The 19,404-nt window shown below is 69.0% G+C and carries 16 protein-coding genes and 1 pseudogene; 12 read left to right on the forward strand and 5 right to left on the reverse strand.

The genetic code is table 11. The features are described from left to right. Nucleotides 1-50: 50 nt before the first annotated feature. Nucleotides 51-776, reverse strand: coding sequence for a CPBP family intramembrane glutamic endopeptidase (locus tag LY40_RS09570; protein ID WP_258936589.1), 726 nt, complete (start codon nt 774-776; stop codon nt 51-53). Between the two features lie 29 nt (nt 777-805). On the opposite strand from LY40_RS09570, the gene LY40_RS09575 reads away from it, so the two are divergent. The 4 genes from LY40_RS09575 to LY40_RS09590 all read left to right on the forward strand — a co-directional run bounded on the left by LY40_RS09575 (nt 806) and on the right by LY40_RS09590 (nt 5,319). Further along, nucleotides 806-1,561 carry an IclR family transcriptional regulator gene (locus LY40_RS09575; protein ID WP_258936590.1) on the forward strand — a complete coding sequence of 252 codons (756 nt, stop codon included), beginning with the start codon at nt 806-808 and terminating at the stop codon, nt 1,559-1,561. Between the two features lie 179 nt (nt 1,562-1,740). Continuing rightward, the gene (locus tag LY40_RS09580) at nt 1,741-2,631 is read left to right on the forward strand and encodes a PDR/VanB family oxidoreductase (protein WP_183785581.1); all 891 of its coding nucleotides are present in this window, start codon (nt 1,741-1,743) and stop codon (nt 2,629-2,631) included. A gap of 63 nt (nt 2,632-2,694) precedes the next feature. Further along, nucleotides 2,695-3,915, forward strand: a complete 1,221-nt coding sequence (locus LY40_RS09585; RefSeq protein WP_183783597.1) for a cytochrome P450 — start codon at nt 2,695-2,697, stop codon at nt 3,913-3,915. Between the two features lie 42 nt (nt 3,916-3,957). Continuing rightward, nucleotides 3,958-5,319: an MFS transporter gene (locus LY40_RS09590; protein WP_258936591.1), complete on the forward strand. Its 1,362-nt coding sequence runs from the start codon at nt 3,958-3,960 to the stop codon at nt 5,317-5,319. Nucleotides 5,320-5,433: 114 nt separating this feature from the next. Here LY40_RS09590 and eda read toward each other — a convergent pair whose 3' ends face one another. Then, a complete protein-coding gene (gene eda / locus LY40_RS09595; protein WP_183783600.1) occupies nt 5,434-6,060 on the reverse strand; it encodes a bifunctional 4-hydroxy-2-oxoglutarate aldolase/2-dehydro-3-deoxy-phosphogluconate aldolase in 627 nt (208 codons plus the stop codon). Then, the gene (gene edd, locus LY40_RS09600; RefSeq protein ID WP_258936592.1) at nt 6,057-7,961 is read right to left on the reverse strand and encodes a phosphogluconate dehydratase; all 1,905 of its coding nucleotides are present in this window, start codon (nt 7,959-7,961) and stop codon (nt 6,057-6,059) included. The genes eda and edd overlap by 4 nt, the downstream gene beginning before the upstream one ends. 256 nt (nt 7,962-8,217) lie before the next feature. On the opposite strand from edd, the gene LY40_RS09605 reads away from it, so the two are divergent. The 4 genes from LY40_RS09605 to LY40_RS09620 are packed head-to-tail and all read left to right on the forward strand — an operon-like array spanning nt 8,218 to nt 12,044. Then, nucleotides 8,218-8,520, forward strand: coding sequence for an Rv0250c family protein (locus tag LY40_RS09605; protein ID WP_183783604.1), 303 nt, complete (start codon nt 8,218-8,220; stop codon nt 8,518-8,520). Between the two features lie 19 nt (nt 8,521-8,539). Then, nucleotides 8,540-9,349, forward strand: a complete 810-nt coding sequence (gene sdhC, locus LY40_RS09610; protein ID WP_258936758.1) for a succinate dehydrogenase subunit SdhC — start codon at nt 8,540-8,542, stop codon at nt 9,347-9,349. Nucleotides 9,350-9,373: 24 nt separating this feature from the next. Then, a complete protein-coding gene (locus LY40_RS09615) occupies nt 9,374-11,287 on the forward strand; it encodes a fumarate reductase/succinate dehydrogenase flavoprotein subunit (protein ID WP_183783608.1) in 1,914 nt (637 codons plus the stop codon). A 1-nt stretch (nt 11,288) separates the two neighbouring features. Next, on the forward strand, nt 11,289-12,044 hold the full coding sequence (locus tag LY40_RS09620; RefSeq protein ID WP_183783610.1) for a succinate dehydrogenase/fumarate reductase iron-sulfur subunit: 756 nt from the start codon (nt 11,289-11,291) through the stop codon (nt 12,042-12,044). Between the two features lie 261 nt (nt 12,045-12,305). On the opposite strand, the gene LY40_RS09625 is transcribed toward LY40_RS09620, so the two are convergent. After that, complete coding sequence (locus tag LY40_RS09625) at nt 12,306-13,562, reverse strand: amidohydrolase (RefSeq protein ID WP_258936593.1); 1,257 nt, start codon at nt 13,560-13,562, stop codon at nt 12,306-12,308. Nucleotides 13,563-13,780: 218 nt separating this feature from the next. Between LY40_RS09625 and LY40_RS09630 the strand changes: the two are divergent. The 4 genes and pseudogenes from LY40_RS09630 to LY40_RS09645 form a co-directional block, all read left to right on the forward strand. Next, nucleotides 13,781-13,954: pseudogene (locus tag LY40_RS09630) on the forward strand (response regulator transcription factor); the annotation flags it as partial. Nucleotides 13,955-14,167: 213 nt separating this feature from the next. Further along, nucleotides 14,168-15,418, forward strand: a complete 1,251-nt coding sequence (locus LY40_RS09635; RefSeq protein WP_258936594.1) for a glycosyltransferase family protein — start codon at nt 14,168-14,170, stop codon at nt 15,416-15,418. A gap of 311 nt (nt 15,419-15,729) precedes the next feature. Further along, nucleotides 15,730-16,101 carry a LapA family protein gene (locus LY40_RS09640; protein WP_183783616.1) on the forward strand — a complete coding sequence of 124 codons (372 nt, stop codon included), beginning with the start codon at nt 15,730-15,732 and terminating at the stop codon, nt 16,099-16,101. Nucleotides 16,102-16,728: 627 nt separating this feature from the next. Then, the gene (locus LY40_RS09645) at nt 16,729-17,571 is read left to right on the forward strand and encodes a serine protease family protein (RefSeq protein WP_183783617.1); all 843 of its coding nucleotides are present in this window, start codon (nt 16,729-16,731) and stop codon (nt 17,569-17,571) included. A 101-nt stretch (nt 17,572-17,672) separates the two neighbouring features. On the opposite strand, the gene LY40_RS09650 is transcribed toward LY40_RS09645, so the two are convergent. Continuing rightward, nucleotides 17,673-19,088, reverse strand: a complete 1,416-nt coding sequence (locus LY40_RS09650) for an amino acid permease (RefSeq protein ID WP_258936595.1) — start codon at nt 19,086-19,088, stop codon at nt 17,673-17,675. Between the last annotated feature and the right edge of the window lie 316 nt (nt 19,089-19,404).

The raw sequence follows: 19,404 nt of genomic DNA on the forward strand, positions 1-19,404 counted from the left end.
TAACGGCGGCGGCGATGGCCCGTGGCGGACAGATCTCGGCCTCGGATGCGTCAGCCGGCGCCGTGGTAGACGAAGCGGCCGAGGCCGACGGTGAACAGCAGGACGCCGTAGAGCCCGTGTTCGATCGACACGGCCAGCAGCGAGCGGCTGCGCGCGTACCGCCACGCGAACAGCAGCCCGCCGGCGGTCGTCGCGAGTACGGCGAACAGGTTGCCGAAGATGATGTGGGCGAATCCGAACGCGGCAGCGCTCGCCAGGATCATCCCCGCGCCCGAGCCGAACACGGGCCGGTAGCGGCGGAACAGGAACGCGCGGAAGATCAACTCCTGCGGGTACACGCTCAGCACGGGATAACCCACCGCGATGATCGCCCACAGGACGGGCTCCCCGCGCGGCAACGAGAACAGGTCGCCGGGCAGGAACACCGCGACCCCGGCCACCGCGACGACGCACGCCGCCGCCCACAGGCCGAGAATCGACAGGAGCCGAGCGCGCACCGCCGAGGCGCGCCACAGGTCGCGGCGGTCGAACTCGCCCACCCGCAGGAGGTAGACCACGCTGGCGATGCCGAGTACGACCAGGAACGGGACGGGGCTGACACCGTCGGCCAGCACCGCGAACGCGGCGATGACCCCGAAGAACAGCGCCAGGAACTCCAACGCCAGGTAGGCCCGATACGCCGCGGACGGCGAGTCGCGGTGGGCGACCGGCATCGCATCGTCGGTCAGCACGAGTTCGAGCGTACCGGCGAACACCCCCGCGCAGGGCTCGCTCACCGCGGCGCCGGTGAGGCAGACTGCCGACCATGCCCAGGGTCGCCACGGGGGAATCGGTCCTCGCCCGCGTGGTCCGGATCATCGAGGTCTTCACCTCCGGCCGCCGCTCGTTGACGATCACCGAGATCGCCCGCGCGGCGGAGCTGCCGGTGCCGACGACGTCGCGGCTCGTCGCCGAGCTCGTCGGGCACGGTTTCCTCGTGCGCGATTCCAGCGGGCACGTTCGGATCGGCATGCGGCTGTGGGAGCTCGCCCACCGGGCCTCGCCCGCGCTGTCGTTGCGGGAAGCGGCGATGCCGTTCCTCGAGGACGTCCACCACGCGGTCGGTCACCACGTCCAGCTGAGCGTGCTCGACCGCGACGAGGTGCTGTGTGTCGAGCGCCTGTCGGCGCCGGGCGCGATCATCAATTTCACCGAGATCGCAGGCCGATTGCCACCGCACGCGTCCTCGTCCGGGGTGCTGCTGGCGGCGCATTCGTCCCCCGAGTTCCAGCAGCGGATCCTCGACCGCCCGCTGCACCGCTACACCGAGCGCACGATCGGCGACGCCGACACGTTGCGCCAAGCTCTCGCCGCAGCACGCCGATCCGGCTACGTCATCTCCGAAGGCCACATCCACGTCGACGCCACCAGCGTCGCCGTGCCGATCCGGGGGAGCGAGGACGCCGTCGTCGCCGCCCTCTCGGTCATCGTGCCGCGGTCGACGGACGCCTTCGCGCTGGTCCCGGTGCTGCGCACGGCCGCACGGGGGTTGTCACGTGCCCTCGGTACTTCCAATCATTGAGAAGGCTCTTCTGCCGCGGCCGCACCGGCTCACATGCTTTCCCGCGTCTCGGATCCGTCCCCTCGGGAGGTTGACCGGTGAGCAACGTCGCTCCGATCCACCAGCGCGGCCACGTGGCCGAACAGGCGAGCGCGGGTACTGCGCGCGTCACGGAGATCCGCAGGGAAGCCGACGGCGTCATGGGCCTCGTTCTCACCGACCCTGTGGGTGACCGGCTGCCGGACTGGGCGCCGGGCGCGCACATCGACCTCGTGCTGCCGGACGGGACCACCCGGCAGTACTCGCTGTGCGGCGACCGGTGGGACGCCCATTCGTACCGGGTGGCCGTGTTGCGCGAACCGTCGAGCCGCGGGGGATCGGCCTTCGTACACGACTCGCTGCGCGAGGGCGACCTGGTCGGCATCGGCGGGCCGCGCAACAACTTCGCGCTCGTGCCCGCCGCGCGGTACCTCTTCGTCGCGGGCGGGATCGGCATCACCCCGTTACTGCCGATGATCGCTCAGGCCGAGTTGCTCGGCGCGGACTGGAACCTGCTCTACGGTGGCCGAACCCGGACCTCGATGGCGTTCCTCGACGAGCTGGGCCGCTACGGCGAGCGGGTCCGGGTCGAGCCGCAGGACGAGTCCGGGCTGCTCGACCTGCCCGCGTTCCTGGGTGAGCCGCGCGAGGACACCAGGATCTACGCGTGCGGGCCCGCTCCACTGCTCGATGCGCTGGCCACCGCGGCCGCCTGTTGGCCATCGAGCTCGGTGCGGACCGAGCGGTTCGTCGCCCGCGACCGTTCCGACGGAGGCAGCGACACCTCCTTCGAGCTGACACTCGCCCGGTCCGGCCGCACGATCGTCGTCGGCCGGAGCGAGACGGTGCTGGAGGCGGTCGCCGCGGCGGGCGTCGACGTGCTGTCGTCCTGCAGGCAGGGCACGTGCGGCACCTGCGAGACGACCGTGCTCGTAGGCCGTCCGGACCACCGCGACTCCATTCTCGACGACGACGATCGGCAGGCGGGGGACTGCATGTTCCCGTGCGTCTCGCGCGCCGTTCCGGGCGACCGGCTCGTACTCGACCTCTGACGGCTCCGCACCCAACAGCGCACCGAAAGTCCCACACGACTTAGTTCACAATGGAGTGAAACCATGAGCGCACCGACGCTCGGCTATGCGCCGACGATCGATGTCGATCCGTTCTGCGACGAGGTCCTCGCCGATCCGATCCCGCTGCAGCGACAGCTGCGTGCCGCAGGTCCGGTCGTCCACCTGGGCAGCTACGACATTCTCGCGTTCGCCCGCTACGAGCAGGTCCGTGCTGCTCTCGTGGACTGGCAGGGATTCCAGTCCGCGGCAGGGGTCGGACTGGCGAACTTCCGTACGGAGCAGCCGTGGCGGCCGCCCAGCCTGCTCCTCGAGGCCGACCCGCCGCACCACGACGCACCACGACGAGTGTTGCAGAAGATCCTGTCTCCCCGGGCTCTGCGCACGCTGCGGGACGACTGGTTCGCCGACGCCGAGGCCCTGGTCGAAAAGGTGCTGGCCGACGGGACCCACATCGTCGAGATCGACGCCGTCACCGAACTGGCCGAGGCGTTTCCGCTGCGGGTGTTCCCCGACGCGGTCGGCATTCCGCAGCAGGGGCGGGAGAACCTGCTTCCCTACGGCGATCACCTGTTCAACAGCTTCGGCCCGCGCAACCACCTCGTCGAAGCGGGCGAGTCCCGCGCGGGCGAGCTGCAGGAATGGACGAGCGCGCAGTGCCGGCGTGACGTGCTTGCGCCCGACGGGTTCGGCGCCGAGATCTGGGCCGCCGCCGACCGTGGTGACATCCTTTTCGACCAGGCGCCGTTGATCGTGCGGTCCCTGCTCTCCGCAGGAGTCGACACCACCGTGCACGGGCTGTCCGCCGTGCTGCACGCGCTGGCCACCCATCCCGAGCAGTGGTCGCGGTTCCGCGAGGCTCCCGCCGCAGCGGCACGGGTCGCTTTCGACGAGGCCGTCCGCTGGGAGTCGCCGGTCCAGGTCTTCTTCCGCACCGCCACGCGTGACATCGAGATCGGCGGCCGGACCGTTCCCGAGGGGCACAAGATCCTGATGTTCCTCGGCGCGGCCAACCGCGACGACCGACGCTGGGGCGCCGACGCCGACCGGTTCGACCTCGGCCGCGATCCCTCCGGCCATGTCGGGTTCGGGATGGGGATCCACCAGTGCGTCGGCCAGCACGTCGCCCGGCTCGAAGCCGAGGCGCTGCTCACCGCGCTCGCACGCCGTGTCGAGCACCTCGAACCCGCCGCGCCGCCGCGCCGGCACCTCAACAACACGCTGCGGTCGTGGGACTCGTTGCCACTTCGTCTCCACCTCGCCTGACGTCCACCGCAGCCGACGTTTCACCGCACCGAAAGGACAACGATGTCCCACGATCTGCGTGCCGACCTCGACGGCGGCCCCATGCACCGTTCGCAATGGGTTGCCGTTGCCGTCTGTGTCCTGCTCAACATGCTCGACGGGTTCGACGTGCTCGTCATGGCCTTCACCGGCGAGTCGGTCTCCACCGAGTTCGGGCTCAACGGTGGCCAACTCGGCCTGCTGCTCTCGGCGGGCCTGGTCGGGATGGCCGCGGGGTCACTGCTGCTGGCACCGTTCGCGGACCGCTTCGGCAGGCGCCCGCTGATCCTCGTGTCGCTCGGGATCGCGAGTCTCGGCATGCTGCTGGCCTCAGTCAGCGGTTCGGCGATCGAGCTCGGGCTGCTGCGCGTCCTGACCGGACTCGGTATCGGCGGGATCCTCGCCTGCAGCAACACCATCGCGGCCGAGTACGCTTCGCGCCGCTGGCGAGGTCTCGCGGTGAGTCTCAACTCCACCGGCTACGCCCTCGGCGCCACGCTCGGCGGCGTGCTCGCCGTCGTGCTGATCGGCGAGTTCGGCTGGCGGTCGGTCTTCCTCTTCGGCGGCGTCGCCACCCTGTTCGCGATCCCGCTCGTGCTCGTCGGAATGCCGGAATCACTCGACTTCTTGCTCAGTCGCCGCCCGAACAGGGCGCTGGACAAGATCAACCGCGTTGCCCGCAGGTTCGGACGTGCACCGCTGGAGGAACTGCCGCCGGTATCGACCGGGCCGGGGCGGACCGGGGTCGCCGCGGGATTCCGCACCCTGCTCGGGCCGCGGCTCCGGCGCGGCACGCTGATCCTGTGGACGGCGTTCTTCCTGGTGATGGCAGGGTTTTATTTCGTGACCAGCTGGACGCCGACCCTGCTCGTGGAAGCGGGCCTGTCCGCCACCCAGGGCTTGACCGGCGGAACCCTGCTTAACCTGGGCGGCATCTTCGGTGCCACCGCGCTGGGCGTGCTCGCGGCCCGCTGGTCGTTGCGCAACGTCCTCGTCGTCTACCTCGTCACGACGGCCGCCATGCTTGCGCTGTTCCTGCTCGCGCTGGGCTCACTCGCCGCCGCGTTCGCCGGGGGAGCGTTGATCGGACTGTTCGTCAACGGCTGTGTCGCGGGCCTCTACGCCCTGACCCCAAACGTCTACGACGGCGGGGTGCGCGCCACCGGAGTCGGCACGGCCATCGGTATCGGCAGGATCGGCGCCATCCTGTCGCCCACGATCGCCGGTACCCTCCTCGACGCGGGGTGGACGCCGCACCACCTCTACCTGGCCTTCGGAGCCGTCTTCGTGCTCACCGCGGCGGCGCTGACCCTGCTCCGTGGCGAGCGGACCGGAACCCCCGCCGCGGCTTCGTCCCCGGCCGGCGCATCGAGCACGGCCGGATGACGACCGGGCACGGCACAGCTGCACGGTAGTGCGGTTCGGGCCGACGGCTGCGGCACCCTGAGCGCGGAAGGCGCTCGGGGTGCCGCAGCCGAATCCGTTCTCGCGGCCGGTCGCTCAGCTCGCGAGCGCCGCGGATTCTTTCGCCAGCCGCTCGATCGTCGCGAAGTCACGGGCGGCCACCGCGTCCTTGGGCGTCAGCCAGCTTCCGCCGACACAGCCCACATTGGACAGCCCGAGGTATTCCGGCGCGTTGGCCACGCTGACACCCCCGGTGGGGCAGAACTTCAGGTGCGGGAGCGGGCCCGCGAACGCCTTCAACGCGGCCGGGCCGCCGCTCGCCTCCGCGGGGAAGAACTTCAGCGTGTCGAGGCCGCGTTCGGCCAGCCGCATGGCCTCCGACACCGTCGCGGCGCCGGGCAGGAACGGCAGCCGGGTGGCGGCGACCGCGTCGAGCAGCGCGTCCGTGGTACCCGGGGTGACCAGGAACGCCGCGCCCGCGTCGGCGGCCTGGGCTGCCTGTTCGGGCGTGGTCACGGTGCCGGCGCCGACGACGATGTCGGGCACCTGTGAGGCGACCTTCTCGATGGCTTCGAGCGCGGCGGGGGTGCGCAGCGTCAGCTCGATGGTGCGAATACCACCTGCGAGCAGGGCCCGTGCGACATCCGGTGCGGCCTCGGCGTCGTCGAGCACCACGACGGGCATGACCGGTGACAGGTCGAGCAGTTCCGAGCTGGTCGTCATGATGGTCCTCCCACGCTGGCTTCGGTCCTCGGTGCGGTCACGCCGAGATGGCCGGGTGTCATCGGCCCGAACACGCTCGCTCCGGCGTCGGCGGGGCCCACGTTGCGGCGCAGCGCCGCGAACAGTTCGCGTCCGGTCCCGCTCCATTGCGTCTCGTCCGGAGCCCCGTCGGAGGGTTCCCTGGCGTCGAGCTCCGCGGCGTCGATCCGCATCTCCAGCGTTCCGGCCTCGGTGTCCAGCCGGACGACGTCCCCGTCCGCGATACGCGCGAGCGGTCCGCCCGCCGCGGCCTCGGGGGTGAGGTGGATGGCCGCGGGGATCTTGCCCGAAGCACCGGACATCCGGCCGTCGGTGAGCAGCGCGACGCGGTAGCCACGGTCCATGAGCACGCCGAGCGCAGGTGTGAGTCCGTGCAGTTCGGGCATGCCGTTGGCGTGCGGGCCCTGGTTGCGCAGTACCACGACGACGTCGCGGTCCAGTTCACCCGCGCGGAACGCGGCGTCGAACTCGGCCTGCGTGCTGAACACCCGTGCGGGCGCCTCCACTGCGCGGTTCTCGGGTGCGACCGCGGAGACCTTGATGACGGCCCTGCCGAGGTTGCCCTCGACCATGCGCAGCCCGCCGTTGTCGGCCAGCGGCCGCTCCACCGGCCGCAGCACCGATTCGTCGAGACTGTGGCTGGTCGCCTCACGCCACGTCAGCGTGTCGCCGTCGAGGACCGGCTCCTGCCGGTACCGGTCGAGGCCGGGGCCCGCGATGGTCTTCACGTCGCGGTGCAGCAGGCCCGCGTCGAGCAGTGTGCGGACGAGGAACTGCACGCCGCCCGCCGCGTGGAAGTGGTTGATGTCGGCGCTGCCGTTGGGGTAGACGCTGGCCAGCAGCGGCACGGCTGCGGAGAGGTCGGCGAAGTCGTCCCACGTCAGCTGGATGCCGGCCGCGGCGGCGATGGCGACGAGGTGCAGCGTGTGGTTGGTCGACCCGCCCGTGGCCAGCAGTGCGACCAGTCCGTTCACGACGGAACGTTCGTCGACGAGCTGCCCGAGCGGCGTGTACTCCTCGCCGCGGGAGATCTCGACGATGCGGCGGCCCGCCTCCTCGGTGAGAGCCTTGCGCAGCGGGGTTCCGGGATGCACGAAGCTGGCGCCCGGCAGGTGCAGGCCCATGACCTCGACGACGAGCTGGTTGGAGTTCGCCGTGCCGTAGAAGGTGCACGTACCGGGCGAGTGGTACGACGCGGACTCGGCCTCCAGCAGGTCCTCCCTGCTCGCCTTGCCCTCCGCGTAGAGCTGGCGGATGCGTGCCTTCTCCTTGTTGGGAAGGCCGGACGTCATGGGGCCAGCAGGCACGAGCATCGCGGGCAGGTGTCCGAACGACAACGCGCCGATGAGCAGCCCCGGGACGATCTTGTCGCACACCCCGAGCAGCAGCGTGCCGTCGAACATGTCGTGAGACAGCGCGACGCCGGTGGCCATCGCGATCACGTCCCGGCTGAACAGTGACAGTTCCATGCCCGCGCGGCCCTGCGTGATGCCGTCGCACATCGCGGGGACGCCGCCGGCGAACTGCGCGACACCGCCGGCTTCGCGGGCCGAATCCTTGATCCACTCGGGGAACTCGTGCAGCGGCTGATGTGCCGACAGCAGGTCGTTGTAGGCGGACACGATCGCGATGCCGGGTTTGCGCAGTCCGCGCATCGCAAGTCGGTCGTCGCCCGCGCAGGCGGCGAAGCCGTGCGCGAGGTTGCCGCAGCCCATGGCGGCCCTGGTGGGCTGTCCGGCCGCGGCCGAGGTGGCTGCCGAGATGCGGGCGAGATACGCGGCCCGGCTCTCGCGGCTACGTTCCGCGATGCGGTCGGTGACCTCGGCGACGACGGGGTGGACGTGCTCTTGCGCTTGATTCACGAGCGTCTCCGGTCGGTTGGGCGCTTGTCCTCCGTGGAGACTGACACGATACAGAAGCGCCGACCTGGAATCAAAATCGATTCAGTTTTGACTCAAAAGCGCTGGTGGGGCGGGGTGAATCGGACGCCCAGAGGTGATCCACATCACGGAAACGTGTGGCAATGTGGTAGTTGTCACAGTGAACATCGACAGGGCAGAGTTGGCGGTGCGTCACCACGGCGGCGCCGCCGACCGAACCGATCCGGAGGGTGCGCAGATGTCCAACAGAGAGATGAGCGAGCTTCGCAGCACTATAGGCCGGCTCAGGCAGTGCGTCGGCGACCTGCGAACGCGCTACGGCGAGGTTCCGGCCGTGCACCGGTTGATCAACGACGTCGAACGGCTCGACATCGACGCGGTGGAGTTGGACGAGTGTTCGGCCGTGCCCGCGCAGGGTCGCGGCGCCCCGATCATCGACCGCAGCGAGGTCGTGCCCGTGCCCGACACCCCGTACGACCCGGCGCTGTGGCACGACGCCGACGACGAGGGCGTCGGCGGCTACCACGGCCACCGGCACTGAGGGGCCGGTGGCGTTCGACGTGGCAAGCCCTTCTTCCACCGATACCCCGCCCCCTGCCCGCGCGAGCATCCCGGCCCGAACACTCCGCACGGACCGCTGGTGGTTGCCGCCGCTGCTGACCACCCTGGGACTGGCGACGTTCGTCGTCTACGCGACGGTCCGCTCGTTCATGCGCAGCGACTACTGGGATGCCGAGAACCACTACCTGACGCCGTTCTACTCGCCGTGCCTGAGCGATTCGTGTGTGGCGGGTTCGAGTCACTTCGGCACGCCGATCGGCGAGCTGCCGGGGTTCATCCCGCTGGCGTTCCTGTCCCTGCCGTTCCTGCTGGGCTTTCGCCTGACCTGCTACTACTACCGCAAGGCCTACTATCGTTCGATCTGGATGGCTCCGCCCGCCTGTGGCGTCGGCGAGCCGCACGAGCGCTACACCGGTGAGACGCGCCTGCCGCTGATCCTGCAGAACGTGCACCGGTACTTCTTCTACGCCGCGCTCGTCATCACGATCATCAACACCTACGACGCGATCCTCGCCTTCGGCGGCGAGAACGGCTTCGGCATCGGTCTCGGCAACGTGGTCCTGTTGCTCAACGTCGTGCTGCTGTGGTGCTACACGCTGTCCTGCCACTCGTGCAGGCACGTCACCGGCGGCAGGCTCAAACACTTCTCCCGCAACCCGGTGCGGTACTGGACCTGGACGCAGGTCAGCAGGCTCAACACCCGGCACATGCAGTTCGCGTGGCTCACGCTGGGCACGCTCGTGCTCACGGACCTCTACGTGTGGCTGGTCTCCAGTGGGGCGATCGCCGATCTGCGCTTCATCAACTGAACACGTCTCGAAGGTGGCAATTTCATGACCGAGGTCGAACGGCACAACTACGACGTGGTGGTGATCGGTGCCGGCGGCGCCGGTCTGCGTGCCGTGATCGAGGCGCGACAGCGTGGGCTGAGCGTCGCGGTGGTGTGCAAGTCGCTGTTCGGCAAAGCGCACACGGTGATGGCCGAGGGCGGCTGTGCGGCGTCGATGGGCAACGCGAACTCCCACGACAACTGGCAGGTGCATTTCCGCGACACCATGCGCGGCGGGAAGTTCCTCAACAACTGGCGGATGGCCGAGCTGCACGCCAAGGAGGCGCCCGACCGGGTGTGGGAGCTGGAGACCTATGGCGCGTTGTTCGACCGCACCCCGGACGGGCGGATCAGCCAGCGTAACTTCGGCGGGCACACCTATCCCCGGCTCGCGCACGTCGGGGACCGCACCGGCCTCGAGCTGATCCGCACGATGCAGCAGAAGATCGTGTCGCTGCAGCAGGAGGACTACCGGCGCTACGGCGACTACGAGGCCAAACTCCGTGTGTTCGCCGAGTGCACCGTCACCGAACTCATCAAAGAGGACGGACACATCGCGGGGGCGTTCGGGTACTGGCGCGAGAGCGGCCGGTTCGTGCTGTTCGAGACGCCGGCCGTGGTGCTCGCGACGGGTGGCATCGGCAAGTCGTTCAAGGTCACCTCCAACTCGTGGGAGTACACCGGTGACGGACACGCGCTCGCGCTGCGTGCCGGTGCGGGCCTGATCAACATGGAGTTCGTCCAGTTCCATCCCACCGGAATGGTCTGGCCGCCGAGTGTGAAGGGCATCCTCGTCACCGAGGGGGTGCGGGGCGACGGCGGTGTGCTGAAGAACGCCGAGGGGGAGCGGTTCATGTTCCGCTACATCCCGGACGTCTTCAAAGGCCAGTACGCCGACAGCGAAGAGGAAGCCGATCGCTGGTACTCCGACCAGGAGGGTAATCGGCGAACCCCGGACCTGCTGCCGCGCGACGAGGTGGCGAGGGCGATCAACACCGAGGTCAAGGAAGGACGGGGATCCGAGCACGGCGGCATGTTCCTCGACATCGCCAGCCGGCTGCCGACCGAGGAGATCCGCAAGCGCCTGCCGTCCATGTATCACCAGTTCAGGGAACTGGCCGATGTGGACATCACGGCCGAACCGATGGAGGTCGGCCCCACATGCCACTACGTGATGGGCGGTATCGAGGTCGACCCGGACACGGCGGCTGCGACGGTCCCCGGGATTTTCGCCGCGGGTGAGTGTTCCGGTGGTATGCACGGGTCCAACAGGCTCGGTGGCAACTCGTTGTCGGACCTGCTCGTGTTCGGCCGCCGCGCCGGTCTGGGCGCCGCGGAGTACGTCGAGTCCCTCGGCGCGCGGCCGTCGGTGCCGGACGCCGAGGTCACCGCCGCCGCGAAACGTGCGCTCGCCCCGTTCGACGGTCCGGAGGACGGGACGAGCGCGGAGAATCCCTACACGTTGCACACCGAGCTGCAGCAGACGATGAACGAGCTGGTCGGCATCATCCGCAAGGCTGACGAGATCGAGAAGGCGATCGACAAGCTCGCGGAGATCCGCAGCCGTATCCGCGGGGTGACGGTCGAGGGGAATCGGCAGTACAACCCCGGCTGGCACCTCGCGGTCGATCTGCGCAACATGCTGCTGGTCAGTGAGTGCGTCGCGCGGGCGGCGCTGCGGCGCACCGAGAGCAGGGGTGGGCACACCCGCGACGACTACCCGCAGCTGGACGCGCAGTGGCGCAACCGGTTGCTCGTGTGCCAGACGACCGGTGATGAGCCGGTGCCCGAGGTGGACGTCGAGGCGAGGGAGCAGCAGCCGATGCGTGCCGATCTGCTGGAACTGTTCGAACTGTCCGAACTGGAGAAGTACTACACCGAGGACGAACTCGCCGGCCACCCGGAAAGGACCGCGTGAGATGGCATACCAGGCGAAACTGCGCGTGTGGCGCGGCGACGCGACCGCCGGCGAGCTGCAGGACTTCGAGGTCGAGGCCAACGAGGGCGAGGTGGTTCTCGACCTGATCCACCGGCTGCAGGCCACGCAGGCACCGGATCTGGCGGTGCGCTGGAACTGCAAGGCCGGCAAGTGCGGCTCGTGCTCGGCGGAGGTGAACGGCAAGCCGAAACTGCTGTGCATGACCAGGATGTCGACGTTCGCCGAGGACGAGGTCATCAGCGTCACGCCGATGCGCACGTTCCCCGTGATCCGCGACCTCGTCACGGACGTGTCGTACAACTACACGAAGGCTCGTGAGATCCCGGCGTTCACTCCGCCGGAGGGGCTCGAGCCCGGTGAGTACCGGATGCAGCAGGTCGACGTCGAGCGCTCACAGGAGTTCCGTAAGTGCATCGAGTGCTTCCTGTGCCAGGACACCTGCCATGTGATCCGGGACCACGAGGAGAACAAGGAGTCCTTCGCCGGACCACGGTTCCTGATGCGCGTGGCCGAACTGGAGATGCATCCGCTCGATGCCGGCGACCGGGTCGAGGCGGCCCAGTCCGCACACGGACTGGGCTACTGCAACATCACGAAATGCTGCACGGAGGTGTGCCCCGAGGGCATCCAGATCACCGACAACGCGCTCATCCCGATGAAGGAGCGGGTCGCCGACCGGCGCTACGACCCGATCGTCTGGCTGGGCAACAAGATCTTCAAGCGCAACGGCGCCTGACTGCAACGGCGCCCTGAACATGCCGAGCGCTGCGTAACGGGCGGTATGCCGGCTCCACCGCCGGCGAACGTCTGCGCGAACCGGCTGTCGACCGGCCTGCAGTTACCGCGACGGGCAAGGACCGGATCGGCTGCGTCGTCAGCGGATGGTCCCGTTGTCGGCGCCGACCGGATGCACTCTCACGGGAGTGGCTGCTCGGTCGCGCCGACCGGATGCCCTCTCACGGGAGTGGCTGCTCGGTCGCGCCGACCGGATGCCCTCTCACGGGAGTGACTGCTCGGTCGCGTCGACCGATTCGCCGTCGCGGGCCACGACGCGTCCGCCGCGCACGACCAGGTCCGGTGGAGGCGTGTCCACGACGATCTGCGGCAGGCATTCGCCGTGCACCAGGACGAAGTCGGCGGGGGATCCAGTCGTGAAATCGACACGGGGCAGGCCGAGGACGTCGGCGCCGTCGTGGGCTCCGACGTGGTAACACCGTTCCAGTTCGTCGTCCGTGCGTGCGCCCGTGACCCGGCCCAGCTGATGTGCCCGGTGCAGCATGTCCCCGTTGCCGAAGGGGCTCCACGCGTCGCGCACCCCGTCGGTGCCCAGGCCCACGCGCACGCCGTGTTCGCGTAGCCGGGCGATCGGCAGCACGCGGGAAGGGGAGGGCGCCACCGTGGTCAGTGCGATGTCTGCCAGGCCCAGTTCGGCGGCGATCGCGTCGAGTTCGCGTTCGTCGAGGTCGAGCAGGCAGAAGACGTGGCTGACGGTCACCCTGCCCTGCAGGGACAGGGCGCGGGTGCGGTCGATGACGGCGCGCAGAGCCGCTGTGCCGGCGTCGCCGCGGTCGTGGAGGTGGAGGTCGACGCCCAGCGCGTGGCGGTCGGCGAGGCGGAAGATCAGGTCGAGTTGTTCGTCGAGGGCGTGGTCGAAGTCGATCGGGTCGATGCCGCCGATCATGTCGATCGTGCCGGTGCGTGCGGCCTCTTCCAGCAGTTCCGCGGTGCCGGGGGTGCGGAGGACCCCGTGCTGGGGAAACGCCACGATCTCGACGTCGAGCGAGTGCCGCAGCTGCTGCCGGACTGCGGCGACTCCTTCGACGCAGGCGAGACCGTATGCCGGCGCCACGTCGGCGTGGGCGCGCATGGCGCGGGTACCGCGGGTCACGGCATGGGACATGAGGCCCAGGGCGCGTTCCGCGACGGTGCGGTCCTGGCTTCGGAAGAGTTCGGCGTCCTGCTCGGAGTAGTCGGCGATGCCCTGAGCGGGCCTGCGCGAGACCCACGGACCGCCCCACGTGGTCTTGTCGGGGTGGACGTGGGCGTTGACGAGCGCCGGGAGCGCGACACGCCCGCCGCCGTCGACGACCCGGGCGGCAGCGGGCGCCGGGTGGTCCGTGAAGCGGCCGTCGACCACAGTGAGGTCCACGGGCGATTCCGTGCCGAACGGGCGGACGTTGCGGAAGACCACGGCGTCGGCGGTGTCGTCGGCAGGGACGGTGCCCTGGGCTCCGTCGTACCGGGGCGAGGTCATGCGGGCTCCTTGGTCGGCGAAGGGGGCTCGGGACGGACGATCCGGGGGAGGCTCGCGGTCAGCCACGGTGTCCGGGAGGTGCAAGGCTGAGGCCCGCCTGTCATCTGTTTTGTATACCAAGAGCAGGCGGGAGCGTTTCGGCCTGACGTGGTGCTGATGGATCGCCAGTTGGGCGACGGTGTGGGCGGAGTCGAAGCCACGCGGGCGACACGCTCAGCGGCAGGGAGGTCGAGATCCTGGAGCTGGTGGCACAGGGCTTGGGAAATCAGGACATGGCACGGAGGCTGTTCATCAGCGAGGCGACAGTGAAGACGCACCTGGTGCACATCAACACCAAACTCGGTGTCGACAACCGCATGGCGGCGGTGCGGAGGCCGTACGCCTTCGCCTGATCCGCCTCGACGACCCACCGTCGCAGCACTACTAGCCCGGCGTTCTCCGCCGGTGCCGGGATCGATGCCACGATGCCGATAGCGAAGTCGGCCGCCCGCGGCGGGTGCTGCCGACCTGTGTCGATTTCGCGAGCGCGCAGCGGACAACGGCACGTCGCGTGGTCCAGACGTCGCTGTCCCGGTTTCGGGCCACAGTGGACCATCGGAACGGTCATGCATCGTCGACCGTTCGCCCGGATGGTGGCCCGGCCGCCTTCTGCATCCGCTACGTCCGGTCGATACGATTCGCCGGTCACCAAATCGATCGAGGGGCCGAAGCTGATTCGCGACCAGGAACGTCGGGCGAGTGCCGATCGGCGCCGCGTTGCGTTGCTGCTGGCGCCCGCGTTGATCTACCTGGCCGTGCGGGCGGCCGGCGTCGCGTTGTTGTGGGTGATGAGCGCAGCGAACGGTCAGGACTTCACCCTGCAGCACTGGGATGCCGGGTGGTACCTGCAGATCGCCGCCGGCGGGTACGAGCAGGTGGACGCCGGAATGACGGATGCTCACGGCGCCCACCACTCGTACACGGCGATGGTGTTCTTCCCCGCCTACCCGCAGCTGCTCGGACTGCTGTTTCCCGAGGATCCGCAGCTGTACCTCGAGTTCGCGGTCATCCTGTCGACTGCCATCGGGATCGTCGGGGCGTACGGGATCGCCAGATTGGCCCGCGCGCTCGGCGGGAACCGATCTGCGGAGCTGTCGGCCGTCGCTCTGGTCGCCGCGGCGCCGATGGCGATCGTGTACTCGATGCCGTACCCGGAGGCGCTGCTCGTCGCCGCGGTCGCATGGGCGCTCGCCGCGATGCTCGAGCGTCGGTGGCTGACCGCGGGGCTGTGCGCGTTGGTCGCGGGCTACACCCACCCGATGGGCGCGCCGCTGGTGGTCGTGATCGTGGTGGCGGGGCTGATCGCCGCGTACCGGGGCGAGGGCAACGGATGGCGTCCGGCACTCGCTGCGGCCATCGCGCCCGTCGGCGTCGGCGGCTACCTGCTGTGGGTGCAGTTCACCAGCGGCGTGCCCGGTGGATACTTCGCGATCACCCGCGAGGGCTGGGGTAATCAGCTGGACCTGAGTTATGTCGGGTGGATCTTCGACACCCTCGGCACCGGCCGTGAGGCCTACAGCGTGCTCTCCGCGTTGCTGTGCCTGGTCGTCGCTGTCGCGCTGGTTCCAGCATGGCGGCACCTGCCATTGGCCGTATGGGCATACACCGCGCTCGTACTGCTGTTGACGATCGGTCATGCCGGCGCCGAGCACGACCGCGTGCGGCAACTGCTGTCCGCCTTTCCTCTCCTGGTGCTCCTCGCTGTCTGGTCCGGGCGGAAGCGTTCCCCGACCGGCGTCGGGGCGATCGCTCTGATGGGCGCGTTCGGTTTGTGGTTCAGCGCCTACGCGCTGGTCGCACAGCCGCATTCGATCTGATCGAGACCAACCTCGTCTCGGCGTCCGAACCCGCCGGCCGTGCTCGCTTCCCGGGCCGGACTCCGGGCGTCGACCACCGGGCGTTGCCGAGAGACGACGCCGTGTCGGCAGGTGCCGAACCAGCGAGATGACCTGCTGAAACATCGTCAGCACAAGCCAACCGGCACGCCACGATTTCGGGCGGAACCTTGTCCTGGCCCGTATGGGGTCGAAGCCCACCGGGCCCACTCGACATCCCATGTCTGCACACGCGTGACCACACCGAACCGGCGTAGGATGAGGGGCAGGCCCACCATCGAGAGGGGGCCATCATGACCGATACGCCAGCCACCGGGCCCGTACAGTCCAACCCTTCGCCTACGAATTCGGCTCCACCGGCCGGCCCGAGCGCCGCCACCGAGCCACCGGCGGCTTCGGCCACTCCCGACCCGCGACGCAGGACGCGCACGAGCGCGCTGTGGGTCGGTGTCATCGTCTTCGCCGCCGTGCTTGCGCTCCTGCTGATCTTCATTCTGCAGAACACGCAAGCCGTGGAGATCTCCTACTTCACCGTCAGCGGCAGCGTTTCGCTCGCCGTGGCCATGCTGCTCTCCACCGTCGCCGGGGTACTGCTCACCGCGATCGCCGGCTCACTGCGCATTCGTCAGCTGCGTCGGCGCATGCCGCGGGCCACCCGCCACTGACCCGCGCCACACGGCCACGCTCCGGTTACGGATCGTGGCCGTGAGTGCTGTCGGTGACCGGTCCGGACGGATCGATGAGGTTCTCGGAGGCTCGCAACCGCGGGCCTGTGCACGTGGATCGCACGTGGACGGCCGCATGCCGCAAGGTGTAGCCGGTGCGAGCCGGGTACGACATGAATCGGTCTCGACCATGCTTCCGCTGGTAGGGGCCGGTTTTTTGTGGTTCAGACTGGGCGCTCTCGGCAGGATCCGAACCTGCGTTGGTGGGCGCGTATCGAGCCCCCGTCCCGTTGCGAGGAGCTTCCCGAGCTGTGTCTGCTGGGCCGACGGCGAGCACCCCTTGGCGACCGACCTCGCACGCCTCGGCGCGGCCGACGGCACCGGTACACGTCCACCGCGACGTGCACCCCTCCTCAACCGACTCCTCGGTGGCGGGTGACCGTTTCTCGCCCTCGCGGCCTTCCTGCCGAACCCGCGGCGAACGCGAACTGAGAACTCGACCTGCGAACTCGGCCCCGGATGCGGCAAACGGACCAACACGATTGCACTGTCCAGTCCTGCTCAACAGTGCAGGCGCCGTCTTATTTTACTTACGAGTAGCTTATCTCGACGGCCGTGGAGGGTCTCATGCGACGACTCGTCTCCCGGAGAACCGCTTGGCTCGCAGGCGGCGTCTTCTCCGCTGCCCTGATCGCCTCCAGCGGGACCGTGGCTGCGGCTCCGGCCGTGTCGGCGTGGGCTCCTGCCGACAGCGCAACGGTGCACCCCGGCGTCATGACCTACACCGAGGGGGCGCAGTGCACGGCGAACTTCGTCTTCAGGGACGGCGTCGACGTGTTCCTCGGTCAGGCCGCCCACTGCTCGGGCACGGGCGGGAGTACGGCGACCGACGGGTGCGAGTCCGGGTCGTTGCCGTTGGGGACGAAGGTCGAGATCGAGGGCGCCAGCGAGCCGGGCACGATGGTGTACAACTCCTGGCTGGCCATGCAGGAGAGCGGCGAGACCGATCCCGATACCTGTGCCTACAACGACTTCGCGCTCGTCCGCATTGATCCGGCCGATGTGGACCGGGTCAACCCTTCGGTTCCGTTCTGGGGTGGCCCGGCGGGACTCAACACCGAGGGCACCGCGGCGGGCGACACCGTGTTGTCGTACGGCAACTCCAGTCTCCGCGGTGGCATCACCCAGTTGAGCCCGAAGCAGGGCACCAGCATCGGCGACAGCGGTGGCGGGTGGAGCCATCAGGCCTACACGGCGACGCCGGGCATTCCCGGCGACTCCGGCAGCGCCTTCCTCGACGACCAGGGCCAGGCCCTCGGCGTGCTCTCCACATTGACCGTACTGCCCACTGCGGGCAGCAACGGAGTCGGCGACCTGGGCCGTGAGCTGGCCTATCTGCAGAATCACTCCGCGTACGGCGGTGTCGAGTTGGTCGCCGGCACCGAGCCGTTCCGCGGTCCGCTGCCCTGAGGCGACGCAGGTCCGGCGCACCGGCTCGGTACCCGTGTCGGTTGCGACGGGGCGAGACTCCGGTGGTGGGCGGGGACGTGCGTGCCGACCACCGGAGTCGATCAACGAGCGGGGACCTCGGAGTGCGCTTCGATCCCGTGCTCGCCCGCGGTCTCGTAGCCTTCGGCGTTCTTGCGGACGCGGAGCAGGTACAGCACCGAGAGCAGGCCGAGCCATACCGCTCCCACGTAGAGCGCAATCCGTGTTTCCGCCGAGAAGGCCAGCACCACGAACACGAAGATCAGGAAGGTGATCGTGATGATCTGGCCGTAGGGCCACAGGGGCGCGGGGAAGCGCAGTGAGGCCGCCCGGTCGGCGTTCATCGTCCGCCGCGCCCGGTACTGCGAGAGCACGATCATCAGCCACACCCACACGGTGGCGAAGGTGGCGATGGAGGCGATGATCGCGAAGACGCTTTCGGGCATGGCGTAGTTGAGCACCACGCCGACCAGGAGGGCGGCGGTCATGATGACGACGGTCATCCAGGGCACGCCGTTGCGCGAGACGCGGCGCATCGCCTGTGGGGCCTGTCCGCGCTGGGCCATCCCGTAGAGCATCCGCCCTGCGCCGAAGATGTCGCTGTTGATGGCCGACAGCGCTGCGGTGATCACCACGACGTTGAGCACCGCGGCCGCGGAGCTCAGCCCGATTCCTTCGAAGATCTGCACGAAGGGGCTGCCCGAGGAGCCGATCGACTGCCACGGTGCGATAGACATGATCACCGCGAGGGTCAGCACGTGGAACAGCAGCACGCGCACCGGGACGGTGTTGACCGCACGGGGGATGGTCTTGTGCGGCTCTTCGGCCTCCCCTGCGCTGACTCCGATGATCTCGGTGCCGCCGAAGGCGAACATCACGACCGCGAACGACAGCACGAATCCCTCGACGCCCATCGGGAAGAACCCGCCGTGTGACCAGAGGTTGCTCACACCGGCCTCGTGGTCCCCGGTGAACCCGAAGACCAGGAGGGCGATCCCGCCGAGGATCATCGCGATGATCGCCGCGACCTTGGCGATCGAGAACCAGAACTCGAGCTCGCCGAACACCTTGACGCTGAGCAGGTTGGCCGCGCCGATGATGAACAACGTGGCCAGCACCCAGATCCACCGCGGCACGTCAGGGAACCAGAATCCCATGTAGACGGCCAATGCCGTGACGTCGGCGATGCACACGATGATCATTTCGAACGTGTAGGTCCACCCGGTCAGGAAGCCGGGCAGTCGGCCGAGGTGTCTGCTCGCGTACTCGCCGAACGACCCGGGAACCGGGTCGTCGACGGCCATCTCGCCGAGTGCGCGCAGCACCATGAACACCGCGGCGCCACCGATCAGGTAGGCCAGCAGCACCGAGGGGCCCGCCTGGCTGATGGATTCGGACGATCCGTAGAACAGCCCGGTGCCGATCGCCGAGCCGAGGGCGATGAAGCGGATGTGTCGTGCGTTGAGACCTCGACTCAGCGCCGCCGTGCGTTCTTTCACCTTGTCCTCCCTCGGGAACTTCCTTGTTCCCTTCGCTGGCGGCTGGGTTCGCGAGCATCCGGAGCGGTCCCGTCGGCGTGTGCCGTGCGACGCGCTCACAACGACCGATAGGTATAGTGCTGTATATACAATCAGTCAAGAGGGTGACATGAGATCCGTGGGTAAGGATCGGAGACGTCGCCGGCCGTGCGGCGCGTGCCGGCCGCCGCGCGGAGCACTACCTGGTGGCGGCACTGCGGGAGCATGGCCCGAAGTGCGTCGGCCAGGTGTGACGGGCAGCGAAGCTGACCTGCAGCCTCCGGGTGCTGCTCGCAGC

Source organism: Prauserella salsuginis, assembly GCF_024648885.1.
Lineage (GTDB): Bacteria > Actinomycetota > Actinomycetes > Mycobacteriales > Pseudonocardiaceae > Prauserella > Prauserella salsuginis.

What these genes read in the sequence shown, in the direction of transcription:
- LY40_RS09575 (WP_258936590.1), top strand. Translation starts at nt 806, where the DNA reads ATGCCCAGGGTCGCCACGGGGGAATCGGTCCTCGCCCGCGTGGTCCGG.
- LY40_RS09580 (WP_183785581.1), top strand. Translation starts at nt 1,741, where the DNA reads ATGGGCCTCGTTCTCACCGACCCTGTGGGTGACCGGCTGCCGGACTGG.
- LY40_RS09585 (WP_183783597.1), top strand. Translation starts at nt 2,695, where the DNA reads ATGAGCGCACCGACGCTCGGCTATGCGCCGACGATCGATGTCGATCCG.
- LY40_RS09590 (WP_258936591.1), top strand. Translation starts at nt 3,958, where the DNA reads ATGTCCCACGATCTGCGTGCCGACCTCGACGGCGGCCCCATGCACCGT.
- eda (WP_183783600.1), bottom strand. Translation starts at nt 6,060, where the DNA reads ATGACGACCAGCTCGGAACTGCTCGACCTGTCACCGGTCATGCCCGTC.
- LY40_RS09605 (WP_183783604.1), top strand. Translation starts at nt 8,218, where the DNA reads ATGTCCAACAGAGAGATGAGCGAGCTTCGCAGCACTATAGGCCGGCTC.
- LY40_RS09615 (WP_183783608.1), top strand. Translation starts at nt 9,374, where the DNA reads ATGACCGAGGTCGAACGGCACAACTACGACGTGGTGGTGATCGGTGCC.
- LY40_RS09620 (WP_183783610.1), top strand. Translation starts at nt 11,289, where the DNA reads ATGGCATACCAGGCGAAACTGCGCGTGTGGCGCGGCGACGCGACCGCC.
- LY40_RS09625 (WP_258936593.1), bottom strand. Translation starts at nt 13,562, where the DNA reads ATGACCTCGCCCCGGTACGACGGAGCCCAGGGCACCGTCCCTGCCGAC.
- LY40_RS09635 (WP_258936594.1), top strand. Translation starts at nt 14,168, where the DNA reads ATGCATCGTCGACCGTTCGCCCGGATGGTGGCCCGGCCGCCTTCTGCA.
- LY40_RS09640 (WP_183783616.1), top strand. Translation starts at nt 15,730, where the DNA reads ATGACCGATACGCCAGCCACCGGGCCCGTACAGTCCAACCCTTCGCCT.
- LY40_RS09645 (WP_183783617.1), top strand. Translation starts at nt 16,729, where the DNA reads ATGCGACGACTCGTCTCCCGGAGAACCGCTTGGCTCGCAGGCGGCGTC.